This is a genomic window from Xanthomonas sp. AM6 (genome assembly GCF_025665335.1).
Classification (GTDB): domain Bacteria; phylum Pseudomonadota; class Gammaproteobacteria; order Xanthomonadales; family Xanthomonadaceae; genus Xanthomonas_A.
Genome location: NZ_CP106869.1, coordinates 3,880,058 through 3,895,746, shown reverse-complemented (window position 1 = coordinate 3,895,746; position 15,689 = coordinate 3,880,058). Strand labels below are relative to the sequence as shown.

Annotated in this window: 10 protein-coding genes and 1 riboswitch; of the genes, 7 read left to right on the top strand and 3 right to left on the bottom strand. The window is 70.4% G+C overall.

The genetic code is table 11. From position 1 onward, the window contains the following. Positions 1-151: 151 nt before the first annotated feature. From OCJ37_RS16705 to ahcY, 3 genes are all read right to left on the bottom strand, one after another. Complete coding sequence (locus OCJ37_RS16705; protein WP_263110817.1) at positions 152-550, bottom strand: hypothetical protein; 399 nt, start codon at positions 548-550, stop codon at positions 152-154. 231 nt (positions 551-781) lie between these two features. Next, a complete protein-coding gene (locus tag OCJ37_RS16700) occupies positions 782-1,195 on the bottom strand; it encodes an MAPEG family protein (RefSeq protein ID WP_263110816.1) in 414 nt (137 codons plus the stop codon). A gap of 265 nt (positions 1,196-1,460) precedes the next feature. Then, entirely contained in the window at positions 1,461-2,906 is a 1,446-nt protein-coding gene (gene ahcY / locus OCJ37_RS16695) for an adenosylhomocysteinase (protein ID WP_263110815.1), read from the bottom strand. A 35-nt stretch (positions 2,907-2,941) separates the two neighbouring features. Continuing rightward, positions 2,942-3,040: riboswitch (S-adenosyl-L-homocysteine riboswitch) on the bottom strand. Positions 3,041-3,376: 336 nt separating this feature from the next. On the opposite strand from ahcY, the gene ppc reads away from it, so the two are divergent. From ppc to OCJ37_RS16660, 7 genes are all read left to right on the top strand, one after another. Continuing rightward, on the top strand, positions 3,377-6,094 hold the full coding sequence (ppc, locus tag OCJ37_RS16690; protein ID WP_263110814.1) for a phosphoenolpyruvate carboxylase: 2,718 nt from the start codon (positions 3,377-3,379) through the stop codon (positions 6,092-6,094). Positions 6,095-6,207: 113 nt separating this feature from the next. After that, positions 6,208-6,774: a TetR/AcrR family transcriptional regulator gene (locus OCJ37_RS16685; RefSeq protein ID WP_263110813.1), complete on the top strand. Its 567-nt coding sequence runs from the start codon at positions 6,208-6,210 to the stop codon at positions 6,772-6,774. Next, positions 6,771-7,868, top strand: a complete 1,098-nt coding sequence (locus OCJ37_RS16680) for an Lnb N-terminal periplasmic domain-containing protein (RefSeq protein ID WP_263110812.1) — start codon at positions 6,771-6,773, stop codon at positions 7,866-7,868. Before OCJ37_RS16685 ends, OCJ37_RS16680 begins: the two co-directional genes overlap by 4 nt. Continuing rightward, on the top strand, positions 7,868-9,805 hold the full coding sequence (locus OCJ37_RS16675) for an esterase/lipase family protein (RefSeq protein ID WP_263110811.1): 1,938 nt from the start codon (positions 7,868-7,870) through the stop codon (positions 9,803-9,805). The genes OCJ37_RS16680 and OCJ37_RS16675 overlap by 1 nt, the downstream gene beginning before the upstream one ends. A 595-nt stretch (positions 9,806-10,400) precedes the next feature. Further along, positions 10,401-13,205: a TonB-dependent receptor gene (locus tag OCJ37_RS16670; RefSeq protein WP_263110810.1), complete on the top strand. Its 2,805-nt coding sequence runs from the start codon at positions 10,401-10,403 to the stop codon at positions 13,203-13,205. 59 nt (positions 13,206-13,264) lie between these two features. After that, positions 13,265-14,350, top strand: a complete 1,086-nt coding sequence (locus OCJ37_RS16665) for a Ca2+-dependent phosphoinositide-specific phospholipase C (RefSeq protein WP_263110809.1) — start codon at positions 13,265-13,267, stop codon at positions 14,348-14,350. 37 nt (positions 14,351-14,387) lie between these two features. After that, complete coding sequence (locus tag OCJ37_RS16660; protein WP_263110808.1) at positions 14,388-15,638, top strand: histidine-type phosphatase; 1,251 nt, start codon at positions 14,388-14,390, stop codon at positions 15,636-15,638. Positions 15,639-15,689: the final 51 nt, after the last annotated feature.

The following is a 15,689-nucleotide window of genomic DNA, read 5'->3' as shown; positions in this document are numbered from 1 at the left end:
CCGGGCATTCGCAGAGAGGGCCATGCCTTAGCCCCTCTCCCACCGGGAGAGGGGTTTGGGTGAGGGTCCGGCCCCAAGCGCATTGCTGGACTAGCTCGAGCGTTTGCTTTTCAGCTCCCGCGGCGCCCAGCCTGGGCGAATCGTCGGACCCTCAGTGCTGCACGTGATAAGCCCGCAGCACCTTGCCATCGGCGTACTCCACATACAGCGAATCGAAATCGATCCTGAGCCCGCTGCACATGCCAAGCTCGTAATCGGCAATCTCGCCGTGCATGTCCTGCGGAACGCCGAGCGCAGCCTCCACGGCAGACCTCGGCAGACCCGGGCGCGCGATCCTGGCAATGATGTCGTTCGCCATGCGGCCACGCACGCATTCGCCGCCCTCCGACGCCGGGAGGCCAACGCGCCAACGAGCGGCGTCAAACGTTTCAGCGGAGAACGGGTGCGTGTGCATCAACCAGATCACCAGCGGCTTGTAGCCTGCGATGACGGCGACCGCCAGCGCGGCGATACAGCCCAGGCCAATGAGCAGTAGGCGAGGTTTCGACATAAGCCTTTGCGTTAGGTGTGGGGGATAGGGTCACTGTGCCTCTGCCGGGCAAGCATGTCTCCATTGCGTGATACATCCAGGCACCAGCAGCGCGAGCGACGACAGAGGACGGAGATAGTCAGGGAGGCGAGACCAGGATGTAGCGTCCAACCAATGCCGGCGGGCTGCGACCTTCTGTGGAGCGCGCGCAGTCAAACAGGGACCGAGATGCAGCGAGCGCTCGGTCGCGCGTCAGCTCGCGGCCGCTTTGCCCGCGGCGACCACCGCCAAGATCCAAAGGCCAAGCACCGCGAGAAAATTGGCGGTGAACACGGTGCCTCTGAGCCGGACGTTGGCGGTGAAGATCTGCACGACGCTGTGCAGGATGCGGCCCAGCACGAAGATCCAGGCCAGAACCACGGCGGCCGAGGTTGTCGCATGAAGCTGGAGCAGAATCAGGCAGCCAACATGGAAGAACAGTGGCCACTCGAATTGATTGGACAGGTTGGCGCTGATGCGTGGCTCGACAGCCGCCCAAGGGTTGCTGCCGTCCGCATGCCTGCCGATGCCCCACACTGCGGGAGCGCGCGCAACGGTAAGCAGTACATAGAGGCTTGCGGCAAGTGCGACTTGCGCGGCCATTGGAAGAATCAGCGCGTACGGCATCGTGGTCCTCGAACTGCCGTCTTGCGCGGCCTGCTGCCGGAGTTTAGCCGGTCTGCGAAGCTGCCCGGTAATGGCATCGGACAGGCTGCAGATGTCGGATAGCAGGGAGCACCCAGCATCCGACGCTTGAGTGGACGGCGTTGCGACACGGCTCTGGCTCGATTGCCGGTCAAGGCGCCGATGCCCGCCCGCGCAACAAAAAACGGGCGCCTTCCGGCGCCCGTTCTGTCAGCTCTTCGCGTCCGGCGGCAAACCCGCCGACCACTCAATAGCGGTAGTGCTCAGGCTTGTACGGACCGTCGACCGACACGCCCAGGTAGGCGGCCTGGTCGTCGCTGAGCTTGGTCAGCTTCACGCCGATCTTTTCCAGGTGCAGGCGCGCCACTTCCTCGTCCAGCTTCTTCGGCAGGCGGTAGACCTGCTTCTCGTAGCTGTCCTTGTTCTGCCACAGGTCGATCTGCGCCAGGGTCTGGTTGGCGAAGCTGTTGGACATCACGAAGCTGGGGTGGCCGGTGGCGCAGCCCAGGTTGACCAGGCGGCCTTCGGCCAGCAGGAAGATCGCGTTGCCGTTCGGGAACACGAACTTGTCCACCTGCGGCTTGATGTTGATCTTCTGCACGCCGGGGTACTTGTACAGCGCATCGACCTGGATCTCGTTGTCGAAGTGGCCGATGTTGCAGACGATGGCCTGGTCCTTCATCTGCGTCAGGTGCTCGATGCGGATGATGTCCTTGTTGCCGGTGGTGGTGACGTAGATGTCGGCCTGGCCCAGGCTGTCTTCGACGGTGTTGACCTCGAAGCCTTCCATCGCCGCCTGCAGCGCGCAGATCGGGTCGATCTCGGTGACGATGACGCGGGCGCCGTAGGCGCGCAGGCTGTGCGCCGAGCCCTTGCCGACGTCGCCGTAGCCGCAGACCACCGCGACCTTGCCGGCCAGCATCACGTCCATCGCGCGCTTGAGGCCGTCGGCCAGCGACTCGCGGCAGCCGTACAGGTTGTCGAACTTGCTCTTGGTCACCGAGTCGTTGACGTTGATCGACGGCACCAGCAGGGTGCCGGCCTCGGCCAGCTGGTACAGGCGGTGCACGCCGGTGGTGGTTTCCTCGGACACGCCCTTCCAGTCCTTGACCACGCGGGTCCAGTAGCCGGGGCGCTCGACCGCCACGCGCTTGAGCAGGTTCTTGATCACCTGCTCCTCGTGCGAGGAGGCCGGTTCGTCCACCCACTTGGAGCCGTTCTCCAGCTCGTAGCCCTTGTGGATCAGCAGGGTGACGTCGCCGCCGTCGTCCACCACCAGCTCCGGGCCGGTCTGGGTGCCGTCGGCCAGGGTGAAGGTCAGCGCGTCGAGGGTGCAGTCCCAGTATTCCTCCAGGGTCTCGCCCTTCCAGGCGAACACGGGGGTGCCGGTGGCGGCGATCGCCGCGGCGGCGTGGTCCTGGGTGGAGAAGATGTTGCACGAGGCCCAGCGCACGTCGGCGCCGATGTCCTTCAGCGTCTCGATCAGCACCGCGGTCTGGATGGTCATGTGCAGCGAGCCGGTCACGCGCACGCCGGCCAGCGGCTTGGCGGCGGCGTACTGGCGGCGGATCGACATCAGGCCCGGCATCTCGTGCTCGGCGATGTCCAGCTCCTTGCGGCCCCAATCGGCCAGGGAGATGTCGGCGACCTTGTAGTCGCCCTCGGTGGAAAAGCTCTTGAGTGCAGCGTTCATCGGTAAAGCTCCGGTCAATGGCGAGAAAACTCGCGAAGGTCCGGGCGCCGTTGTCGCTCAAGCCTGCCGCCGAGCCTGGCCGGGTCTGGGGGCGGAAGCCCCGCATCGACACGGTCGCAGCGCCCCTCGGCGGAGGGACAGCCAAGTATAGCGGCTGTGGCGCGGGCTGCTTGAATGGGCGGCGCCCGGGCTGGGATGCGGTGCGCGTTGGCGCCGCCCGCGACGCGATGCGACGGGCCTGCCGAGGCCCGCTTGTTTCTGTCCGGTGGCACTCGGCTGCGGTGCCGAGCGGCCGCGCCTGTGCGGAGCAACGCAGTCGCAGGGTTCCGGATGGTGCTGTCGCTCCCACAGGTGGTGGAACGCCGCGGGTCCGTGATGGTTCGCATTGAAACCGTCGCCGCGCGGGCCGGGCGACTAATACTTTTGGGTTAGTCTTGCGGCGCCCCCACCGCCGAGCCATGCGTTTTCCGATGAACGAGTACCGCAGCAGCATCGTGTTTGCCACGCCCGACATTCCCCTGCGCGACGACGTCCGCCGACTGGGGGCGCTGGTAGGCGACCTGCTCGCCGAGCAGGTGTCTGCGGAGTTCCTGGACGAGATCGAAACCATCCGCACCACCGCGATCGCGCGCCGCGAGAGCGATGCGCCGCCGTCCTCGCTGAGCGAACAGCTCTCCGGCCGCGCGCCGCGCGATGCCGAGGCGCTGGTGCGCGCCTTCAGCACCTACTTCCAGGTGGTCAACATCGCCGAGCGCGTGCACCGCATCCGCCGCCGCCGCGACTACCAGCGCAACAGCGCCGGCACGCCGCAGCCGGACGGCCTGCACGATGCGCTGCAGCGGCTCAAGGCACAGGGCGTGAGCGCGCAGGAGCTGGGCCAGTGGCTGCCGCGGATCGACGTGGAGCCGGTGTTCACCGCGCACCCGACCGAGGCGGTGCGCCGCGCGCTGCTGGAGAAGGAACAGCTGATGGTGGCCAGCCTGGTCGACAACCTCGACGGCATGCGCACGCCCGGCGAGCGCGCCACCGACGCGGCGCGCTTCCGCATGGCGCTGACCGCGTCGTGGCAGACCGCCGATTCCTCGCCGGTGCGGCCGACCGTGGAGGACGAGCGCGAGCATGTCGGCTTCTACCTGACCCAGGTGCTGTACCGGGTGATCCCGGTGATGTACGAGACCCTGGAGCATGCGATCGAGGAAACCTACGGCGAGCCGGTGCCGCTGCCGCGGCTGCTGCGCTTCGGCACCTGGGTCGGCGGCGACATGGACGGCAACCCGAACGTGGACGCCGGCACCATCACCGCCACGCTCGACGCGCAGCGCCGCGCGGTGCTGGACCGCTATCTGAAGGAACTGTGGCAGCTGGCCAGCCTGCTCAGCCAGTCGACTACGCTGGTGGCGGTCAGCGATGCGCTGCTGGCGCAGCTGGAACGCTACCGGCAACTGCTGCCCGAGGCCGCGGCGCGCTCGCGGCCGCGCCACGGCGACATGCCGTACCGCCTGCTCAACGACCTGATGCGCGCGCGCCTGCAGGCGACGCTGGACGACGCGCCCGGCGCCTACGCCGCGCCGGCCGAACTGGAACAGGACCTGCAGCTGATCCTGGACAGCCTGCAGGCCAACAAGGGCCTGCACGCCGGCTGGTTCGCGGTGCGCCGGCTGCTGTGGCGGGTGCGCAGCTTCGGCTTCCACCTGGCGCGGCTGGACGTGCGCCAGGAATCCAGCGTGCATGCGCGCGCGGTCGCCGCGGCGCTGGGCGAGGCCGGGTGGGATGCGCGCTCGCCCGAAGCGCGCGCCGCCGCGCTCGGCGCCTATGCCGGCGGCGAGCAGGCCTTGCCGGCGGCGCCCGACGATGCCGGCAACGCGCGGCTGGACGCGGTGTTCGCCGCGCTCGCCGATGCGCGCGCGCGGCACGGCGCCGATGCGCTGGGCAGCTACATCATCAGCATGGCGCACAACCGCGCCGACGTGCTGACCGTGCTGGCGCTGGCGCGGCGCGGCGGCCTGGTCGACGCCGACGGCGCGGTGCCGCTGGACATCGTGCCGCTGTTCGAGACCGTGGACGACCTGCGCGGCGGCACCGCCACCTTGCGCGACCTGCTCGCCGATCCGGTCTACCGCCGCCACCTGGCCGCGCGCCACGACGTGCAGATGGTGATGCTCGGCTATTCGGACAGCGGCAAGGACGGCGGCATCGCCGCCTCGCGCTGGGGCCTGCAGCGCGCGCAGGTGGAACTGCTGGAGGCGGCCGCCGAACTGGGCATCCGCCTGACCTTCTTCCACGGCCGCGGCGGTTCGATCGTGCGCGGCGGCGGCAAGACCACGCGCGCGCTGGAGGCGGCGCCGCGCGGCAGCGTCGATGGCCGGTTGCGGGTGACCGAGCAGGGCGAGGTGATCCACCGCAAGTACGGCATCCGCGCGCTGGCGCTGCGTTCGCTGGAGCAGATGACCGGCGCGGTGCTGCTGTCGAGCCTGCGCCCGCGCGCGCCGGACGCGCGCGAGGAGGCGTGGCGGCCGGTGATGGACATCGTCGCCGAGCACAGCACGCGCGCCTACCGCAGCTTCGTCGGCGATGCCGAGTTCATGCGCTATTTCCGCCTGGCCACGCCGATCGACGTGATCGAGCGGATGACCCTGGGCTCGCGGCCGTCGCGGCGGCTGGGCCAGGACGCGGCGCTGGACAACCTGCGCGCGATCCCGTGGGTGTTCGCGTGGAGCCAGGCGCGCGCGGTGATTCCCGGCTGGTACGGGGTCGGCAGCGGCCTGCGCGCGGCCATCGAGGCCGGCCACGAGGACGCGCTGCGCGAGATGGCGGCCGACTGGCCGTTCTTCCGCACCTTCCTCGACGACATCGCGATGGTGCTGTCCAAGGGCGACCTCAACATCGCCGAGATGTTCTCGCGCCTGGCCGGGCCGCTGCACGAGCGCTTCTTCCCGCGCATCCGCGACGAGCTGGCGCTGACCAAGGGCTGGGTCAAGGCGCTGACCGGGCAGTCCACGCTGCTGCTGCACGACCCGCGCCTGGCGCTGTCGATCCGCCTGCGCAATCCCTACATCGACCCGATCAGCGTGCTGCAGGTGGACCTGCTGCAGCGCTGGCGGGCCACCGAGGGCGAGGACGAGGAACTGCTGCGCGCGCTGGTGGCCTGCGTCAACGGCGTCTCGCAGGGCGTGCAGAACACCGGCTGATCGCGGCTGGGGGCCGGCACCGGCCCCCAGCGTCGCCGGCCCGTCGGGGCGCCCGAACCCGGGCGGACCAGCGGCCCTATCGCAAGCGGACAAAATTGTCCGATAATCCCGGCATGGACCTCCGTGCCGATGCCGCCCACCGCCGCCGTCTGCTGCTCGACGCGGCCGACGAAGTGTTCTGCGAGCACGGCGTGCTGGCGCCGCTGGAACTGGTGGTCGAGCGTTCCGGCGTGGGCCGGGCCACCCTGTACCGCAATTTCGCCGACCGCGCCGAACTGATGACGGCGCTGCTGCAGCGCGGCCTGGACGGGCTGGAGAGTTGCGCGCGCGACATCGGCGAGCGACCCGACGGCCTGTTCCTGCTGCTGCGCGACGTCGCCGAGCACATCGCGATGTCCTCGCCGCTGACCGACTACTGGCGCTCGATGCCGCGCGAGCATCCCACCATCGAAGCGGCGCATGGCCGGTTGATGGCGATCCTGCTGCCGTTCCTGCAACGCGCGATCGGCGCCGGGCTGTGCCGCGCCGAGCTGGACGACGCCGACCTGGGCCTGCTGATGGACATGCTCGGCGCCTGCCAGCGCGGCAACGACGAAGCGCAGCGCAAGGCGCTGGCGCTGCGCGGCTGGCGGCTGCTGTGCCATGCGCTGGCCACGCCGGCGGCGGCCGCGGCGCTATGAGCGCGCGGCGCGGGCGAGGGCAGGGCCGCGGCGATGCCGCGACCGCCGGCGTGGCCGCGCAGGGCGCCGCGCCGCGGCGCTGGCCGGCCCGCGTGGCACACGCCGCGGCGGCGCTGGCGATCGTGCTGGCCTGCCTCTGGGGCGCGCTGTTCCTGGCCTTCCTGCCGCATACCGGCGCGCCGGTGCGCTACGTCTCGGCGCTGCTGTGGGCGGCGATGGGCGGCGCGGCGCTGTGGGGGCTGCGCCATCCCCGCGACTACCGCGTGCTGCCGCTGATCTTCGCCATCGCCTGCGCCGGCCTGGTGTTCGGCTGGTCGCAGCTGCGGCCCGAGCAGGACCGCGACTGGGCCGACGACGTGGCGCAGCCGCTGCAGCCGCAGGTGGACGGCCACATCGTCACCCTGCACAACGTGCGCAACTTCGCCTGGCGCAGCGACAGCGACTACACGCCGCGCTGGGAGACCCGCCAGTACGACCTGGACCGGCTGGTCTCGGCGGACCTGGTGCTGTCCTACTGGATGGGGCCGGCGATCGCCCACACCCTGGTCTCGTTCGGCTTCGACGACGGCCGCCGGGTGGTGTTCTCGCTGGAGATCCGCAAGGAGCGTGGCGAAGCGTTCTCGGCGCTGGCCGGGTTCTTCCGCAATTTCGAGCAGGCGATGATCGCCGCCGACGAACGCGACATCCTCGCGGTGCGCAGCAACGTGCGCGGCGAGGACGTCTACCTGTACCGGCTGAACATCCCGCCGGCGCAGTTGCGCCAGCTGTTCCTGGGCTACGTGGCGCGGGCGCAGCAGCTGCTGCGCCGGCCGGCGTTCTACAACACCGCCACCAGCAACTGCACCACCATCGTGTTCGAACTGGTGCGCAAGTTCGAACCGCAGTTGCCGCTGGACTACCGGCTGCTGCTGTCCGGCTATCTGCCGTCCTACGTGTACGCGCAACACGGCTTCGTGCCGGGCTACGCGCTGGCCACGCTGCAGGCGCGCGGGCGCATCGGCGAGCGCGCGCGCCACGCCGGTGACAGCGCCGATTTCTCGCGGCGCATCCGCGAGGGCGTTCCCGGCGAACGACCGCCCGGGGCGGCGCCCTGATGCGCGCCTTCGCCGGGTGGCCGCTGGCGGCGCGCGCGCTGCTGGCGCTGGGCCTGCTCGCCGGGTCCGGCTGCGCCATGGTCACCGTGCAGTCGCGCGCGGCCGGCGACTACGTCGCGACCAAGCGCGGCGACGTGCTCAGCACCGGTGAACTCAGCGACGCCAGCCAGGAAACGCTGCGCGTGGTGGCGATCGAGCGCAAGGCCTGCGAAGCGGACATTCCCGCCTGCGCGGCGCAACTGCGCGCGGTGCAGGGGCTGGGCGAGGAGCGGCGCCTGGCGACGCTGTCGGAACTGTGGCTGCGCGCGGCGACGCAGCGCACGCCCAAGCGCGCCGCCGCGCTCGACGATGCGGCGCTGCAGGCGTGGCTGGAAACGGCGCGCTACGCCTATGCCTACCTGTTCTTCACCGAGCGCCCGGCCAGCGCGCGTGCCTTCGAGGACCGGCAGACGCAGGTGCGCGACTACTACAACTACGCGGTGCAGCAAGCGGTCGGCGGCCTGTTCGAGCGGTGGCGCGCCGGCAGCGCCAGCGGCGAACTGCACGACGACGAAGCGCTGGCCACCGCCGGCTGGCAGGTGCGCGCGCAGCTGGACAGTTTCCGCCTGCCGGGCGGCGTGTCGCGCCCGAGCGCGATGGTCCCGGCCGCCGCGCTGCACTTCGACGGGCTGCGCAGCAATTACCGGCGCGACGGCTTCGGCGCCGAGCTGGTGGCGGAAGTGTCGCCGGCGCAGGTCGGCGACCCGACCGCGCTGCTGGCGGACGGCACGGCCGCACGGCCGGCGCAGGACACGCCCGCCTTCAGCGAAATGCCGTACGCGACCACCACCGTGCTGCTGCGTTTCGACGGCGACAGCCTGGCGCAGGTGCTGGACACGCGCAACGTGGTAATCGCGCCCTACGATCCGTACCGCGACAACGAGATCGTGGTGCACGGCCAGCGGCTGCCGCTGGCCGCCAACTTCACCGCCGCCTACGGCCTGTGGCTGGCGCGCTCGGGCTTCGCCAAGCAGTCGCTGCGCTCGATGCTCGGCAGCCGCTACGGCATCGAGCAGCCGCACCTGTACCTGATGCAGCCCTACGACCCGAACCGGCGCATCGTGCTGATGCTGCACGGCCTGGGCAGCAGCCCCGAGGCCTGGGTCAACGTCGCCAACGAGATCCTGGGCGACGAGCAGCTGCGCCGCCACTACCAGATCTGGCAGGTCTACTACCCGACCAACATGCCGATCGCCTGGAACCGCGCGCAGATCGAGACGCTGCTGCTGCAGACCCTGCACCACTTCGATCCGCAGGGGCAGGCGCCGGCCTCGCGGCACATGGTGCTGGTCGGGCACAGCATGGGCGGGGTGATCGCGCGGCTGCTGGTCAGCGCGTCCGGCGACCGCATCTGGGACGCCTTGCTGGCCGGCCGCGACCTGAGCGGCGAACGCGGCGTGCGGGTCCGCGAGCGCCTGCAGCCGCTATTGCGCTTCGCCCCGCTGCCGCAGGTCGACCGCGCCATCTTCATCGCCGCGCCGCACCGCGGCACCGCCATCGCCGAAAGCAGCATCGGCCGGCTGGTCGGCAGGCTGATCCGGCTGCCGGTGACCCTGCTGGCGCGCTTCGCCGACGTGATGCGCGACATCGGCGGCGACGACGGCGTGCCGCAACGCCTGCCCAATGGCATCGACAACCTGCGCGATACCGATCCGTTCGTGCGCGCCGCCGCCGACCTGCCGATCTCGCCGGCCGTGCGCTACCACTCGATCATCGCCCGGCGCAAACCGTCGGTACCGCTGGCCGACGCCGACGACGGCCTGGTGCCGTACCGCAGCGCGCACCTGCAGGGCGCCGCGTCCGAACTGGTGGTCACTTCCGGGCACAGCGTGCAGGAGACGCCGCAGGCGATCCTGGAAATCCGCCGCATCCTGCACGCGCAGATCGCGTCGGAATGAGGTTGTGAGGTTGCATCCGGCCGCGTGCGGGCCCGGTGCACTGGAGGAGGGGCTTCAGCCCCAACTCGATCGAAGCCGTCAGGGTCGCGACTGAAGTCGCTCCTACAGGGGACTTGCGTCGAATCGGCTGTGTGCACTGTAGGAGGGGCTTCAGCCCCGACTGGATCCGACGCCGGTAGGTCCCATCGCTTCGCTCGTCGCGACTGAAGTCGCTCCCACAGGAACTTGCGTCGAGCCGGATGGGTGCACTGTGGGAGGGGCTTCAGCCCCGACTGGATCCGACGCCGGTAGGTCCATCGCTTCGCTCGTCGCAACTGAAGTCGCTCCTACAAGGGACTTGGTGGTCAGCTGATTCGCCCACGCAGCGCCTCGGCGTTCACCTATGAACTCCGTCACGCATCTGCAAACATCGCCGCACACAATGCGCCGCAGTTGTTAACGGCCCGTCAGTTCGCGGTCCGGCTCCGACACGGAACCTCCCCCAGATGTTCGCCCAGTTGCCGGCTCGACCCGGCGATACGGGCGCCGCTGTGCCTTCTCCGGTCGCAATGCCGTTGCGCGCCGGGACACCACCCCACGTCCTGATGGAATCCCCATGAACCACGCATCGCACCGCGCCAGGCCGCATCGGCTTGCCGGTTCCATCGCCCTGGCGCTGAGCCTGGCCCTCGCCGCCGCCGCCCACGCCGAAGATCCCGCGCAGGCGCAGGCCGGCGTCGGCGACGACACCGCGCCGGCCGCGGCCAACAAGAACGCCACGACCCTGTCGGCGGTGACCGTCGCGGCCAACCGCTACAACGCCGCCGACATGCAGATGGCGGCCAGCAACACCGCCAACGTGCTGTCGGCCGACGACCTGAAGTACACCGCCGTGCACAACATCGCCGAGGCGCTGGGCCTGCTGCCGGGCGTCAACGTGGTCAACACCGGGCAGTCGTACTTCGGCGGCGTCGACGGCGCCGCGCGCGGCGAGGGCATGTTCGCCTCGGTGCGCGGACTCAACGCCGAGTACAACGTCAACCTGATCAACGGCGTCAACGTCGCCCAGGGCATGCCGTACAGCCGCAGCGTGCAGCTGAGCCTGCTGCCGCCGTCGGGCCTGCAGACCATCGTGTTGAACAAGACCTCCACCGCGGCGATGGACGGCGACGCGATCGGCGGCACCATCGACTACCGCACGCCCAGCGGTTTCGACTACAGCGATGCGCTCGGCGGCAGCATCACCGCCAGCGGGCGCATGGAAAGCCGCGCGCGCGACTACGACGAGAGCGGCCTGGGCAAGGGCGTGGCCGGCGAATTCCACGCCAAGTTCGGCAGCGACAGGCAGTTCGGCCTCTACGCCAGCGCCTACTACGACGAGCGCCACTACGTGAACAGCGAAGTGGCCAGCGCCTCCGCCGCGCGCAACGACGGTTCGTGGGAATTCGCGCGCACCACCGCCAAGGGCGACCTGGCCGCCGGCTACGACGCGGAGGACGCGCTGCAGTCCACCGGCACCAACATCGGCTACTCCGGCGGCGACACCAAGCGCTACGGCGGCAACGTCTCCTTCGACTGGCACGTGGACCCGACCCTGCAGCTGTACGCGCGGGCCACCTACGCCTACGCCAAGACCGAGCAGAACACCGGGTATACGCAGTTCGTGCCGGCCAGCGTCGGCTACACCCAGATCGGCAGCACCGGCGTGTACCAGCCGCAGATCAACCGCGTCGCGGTGCGCTACTGGTACGAGACCAACCCGGAAGTGGCCGACCTGGCCACGTTCCAGTTCGGCGCCGACAAGCAATTGGGTAACTGGACGCTGTCGCCGAACCTGTTCTACGGCTACGGCGACAACGATCGCCCGGACCACATCGAGGTCTCCGCGCGCGTGGACCAGTACACCTCCACCCAGTTCCCGTACGGCGCCAACAGCTTCATCGGCTACGACAGCGAAGGCTTCCCGGTGCCGCAGCTGACCGCGGCGATGCGCGACCAGGCCGGCGACATCGGCAGCCTGTACGCGCGCCGCCACGGCCAGCTGACCAAGTCCTACAGCGGGCAGAAGAAGGGCGGCGCCAAGTTCGACGCGCGCTACGACTTCGACCAGGGCGCGCTGAGCAGCGTGCAGTTCGGCGTGAAGTACGTGGACAGCTCGCGCGAGTTCACCTCGCGCGACTGGACCACCGCCAAGTTCACCGACGGCACCCTGCTCGCCAACACCGGCCTGGTCAACGGCGCATACGATTCGGTGTATCCGGGCAAGTACGACTACCCGACGGTCAAGCTGAGCAACGCGGCGCTGAAGGCCTCGATCGCCCAGTACATGACCCCGGAGGCCTTCGACACCTGCGGCAGCCTGGCGGTCAACAACCAGAACTGCGCGACGATGCGCGGCACCGAAGCGGTGGCCGCGGCCTACGCGATGGCCACGTTCAGGACCGGCGACCTGGAGATCATCCCCGGCCTGCGCTTCGAGCAGACCCGCATCCGCAACACCTACTGGACGATGCCCAAGGACAGCGGCGGCAACGAGCTGGCCGGCTACTTCCAGAACAACCACACCCGCTACGAGGAGCCGCTGCCCAGCGTGTTCCTGAACTACCGCCCGGGCGACGGCCGTTCCGTGTACCGCGCCTCGGTGTGGACCAGCTACACGCGCCCGGCGTTCGTGCAGCTCGGCGGCGGTTCCAACTACGACGTGTCCAGCGACGGCGTCACCACCATCACCGAGGGCAACCCCGACCTGAAGCCGATCAAGGCGCTCAACGTCGATGTGTCCGGCGAATGGGACAACGGCGCCGGCGGCCACGCGATGCTGGCCGGCTACTACAAGCGCCTGTCCGACTACATCTACGAGAACGGCTCGGACGCGGCCAATGCCGGCGCGAGCACCAGCGGCAACGTGCGCTACGTGCGCCCGCAGAACGGCGGCGACGGCAAGGTGCTGGGCGTGGAGGCGGCGGTGCGGCAGACCTTGCAGGGCATGCCGGCGCCGCTGGACGGCTTCGGCATCGGCGCCAACGTCACCCGCCAGTCCACCCGCGTCGACCTGGGCATGACCGGGTTCCACGACGAGCGCATCCAGAACGCGCCGGACCTGATGGCCAACGCCGAGCTGTTCTACGAGAAGGGGCCGCTGTCGGTGAACCTGAGCTACCACTACTCGGGCGAGTACGTGTCGGTCTACGACTACCTGGACCAGGGCGCCAGCTGGGACGATCTGTGGGTGAAGCCGATCACCCGCATCGACCTGCACGTGGGCTATGCGGTGAACGAGCACCTGCGAGCCGACCTGTCGGTGGCCAACCTGACCAACCGCCTGAGCTACTGGGCGCACGTGGGCCGCAACAGCACCGCGATCTCGGACATCGTCGATGCCGGGCGCACCAGCCTGCTGACCGTGAAGTACACGTTCTGAACCGGCGGGCGCTGCTCAGACTCGCTTCCCTCGCGCGTCGCGGCCGCCTGCCGCGGCGCGTGCGGTGGCTCGTATGCGTCGGCGCGCTGCTCGCGTTGCCGGCCCTGCATGGTGGCGCGCAGGAAATTCCTGCGCCCTCCGAATCGCTGCGGATCGACCAGCTGCAATTGCTCGGTTCGCACAACAGTTACCGGCCGTATCCGTCGGCGCGGGTGCGCCGGCGGCTGCGGGCGCATGCGCCGTCCGAGTGGCCGGCGCTGGCCTATGGCCACCCGTCGCTGCAGGCGCAGCTGGCGCTGGGCCTGCTGCAGTTCGAACTCGACGTCGCCGCCGATCCGCGCGGCGGCCTGTACGCGGCGCCGTATGCGCATGGCCGCAACGCGGCGGCGCTGGCGGCGATGCGCACGCCGGGCGCCAAGGTGCTGCACCAGCCGGGGCTGGACTACGCCAGCCATTGCCTGCGGTTCCGCGATTGCCTGGCGATCCTGGCGCGCTGGTCGCGGGCGCATCCGCGGCACGCGCCGCTGGTGGTGCTGGTCAACGCGGTGGATTTCGATCCGCTGCCGGGCGTGTGGCCGCACCGCACCGCCTTCGATGCGGCCAGCCTGGATTCGCTCGATCGCGACATCGCCGGGGTCGTCGGCCGCGCGCGGCTGATCGTGCCCGACGACGTGCGCGGCGCTGCGCCGACGTTGCGTGCGGCGGTGCTGGGCAAGCGTTGGCCGACCCTGGCGCAGGCGCGCGGGCGGCTGCTGTTCGTGCTCGACGGCAATCCGCGGCACGAGGCGCTGTACCGGCAGGGCCATCCGTCGCTGGCCGGACGCATGATGTTCGGCTGGTACCCGGCCGACGCCGCGGAGGCCGCGGTGCTGTCGATCGAGGATCCGCAGGCCGACGCGGCGCTGATCCGCGCGCGGGTCGCGCAGGGCTACATCGTGCGCACCCGCGCCGACGTGGACGGCGTGCAGGCGCGCACCCACGATCGCCGCCGCGCGCAGGCGGCGCTGGACGCCGGCGCGCAATGGATCAGCACCGACTACTACGCCGGCGCGCCCGACCCGCAGGGGCTGGGCTATTGGCTGGGGATCGCCGCGGGCCTGCGCTGCGACCCGGTCAGCGCGCGCTGCGATGGCGCCGGGCAGTGAGCCTTTTCTTTTCTTTTTTTCTTTTCCTGGAACGACGATGAGCAAGCGCATGCGCTGGATGCTGTGGGTGGGATTGGCGGCGGCGACGGCAGGCGCGCAGGCGCGCCCGCCGCAGCGGGCGACGGCGCCGCAACTGCAGGTCGAGCAGGTGCTGATGCTGTTCCGCCACGGCGTGCGCGCGCCGCTGCAGGGCGAGGCCGCCGCGGCCGCGCTCGCCGACCGGCCCTGGCCGGTGTGGGATACGCCGGCGAGCCTGCTCACGGCGCACGGCCGCGCCGCTGTGCAGCTGAGCGGCGACTACACCCGGCAATGGCTGGTGCGCGACGGCGTGCTGCCGGCGACGGGCTGCCCCGGCGCCGGCACGGTCAGCGTGTACGCCAACACCGACCAGCGCACCATCGTCAGTGCCGACATCCTGGCCGAGGCCTTGGCGCCCGGCTGCGGGCTGCAGGCCGGGCATCAGGCGCAAGGCAGCGACGATCCGCTGTTCCGCCCGGTGGAGGCCGGCGCGGTGGACTTCGACGCCGCCGCCGCGGTGGCGTCGATCCAGCGCCAGACCGGCGGCCCCGGCGCGGTGCTCGCGCCCTACGCCAGGGAACTGCGCACCATGCAGCGGATCCTCGGTTGCGCGCCGAACAACCAGGACTGCGATTTCGCGCGCATGCCGTCGTCGCTGGCGCCCGGCGCCAACGGCCGCGGCATCGCCCTGCACGGCCCGCTGGACCTGACCTCGGGCACCGCGGAGGTGTTCATCCTGCAATACGCCGAAGGCCTGCCGCTGGACCAGGTCGGCTGGGGCCGCGCCACCCGCGAACGCCTCGGCGTGGTATCGCGGTTGCATGCGCTGCTGTTCGAGATCTATGCGCGCCCGCAGTACATGGCCGCGCGCGCCGGCGCGCCGCTGGCGCACCGGGTGCTGGACACGCTGGGCGCGGACGGCGCGCCCGCGCTGACCGTCCTGGTCGCCAGCGACACCCACATCGCCGCGCTCAGCGGCTTGCTCGACCTGCACTTCCATCTGCCCGGCTACGGCCTGGACGATTCGCCGCCGGGCGGCGCGCTGGTGCTGGAGCAGGTGCGCGACGTGCGCAGCGGCCAGCGCTACGTGCGCCTGCGCTACCAGGCGCAATCGCTGGACCAACTGCGCGAACTGACCCCGCTGGGCCTGCGCACGCCGCCGCTGCTGCAGACCCTGCACGTACCGGGCTGCAGCGACGCCAGGACGCAGCTGTGCACGCTGCAGCAGTTCCAGCAGGTGCTGCAGGCAGCGTTGCAGCGGCGCGGCTGAGCTGGACTGGCACGGCGCGCTGTCGCTGTACGGTCACTTGTGGGAGCGACT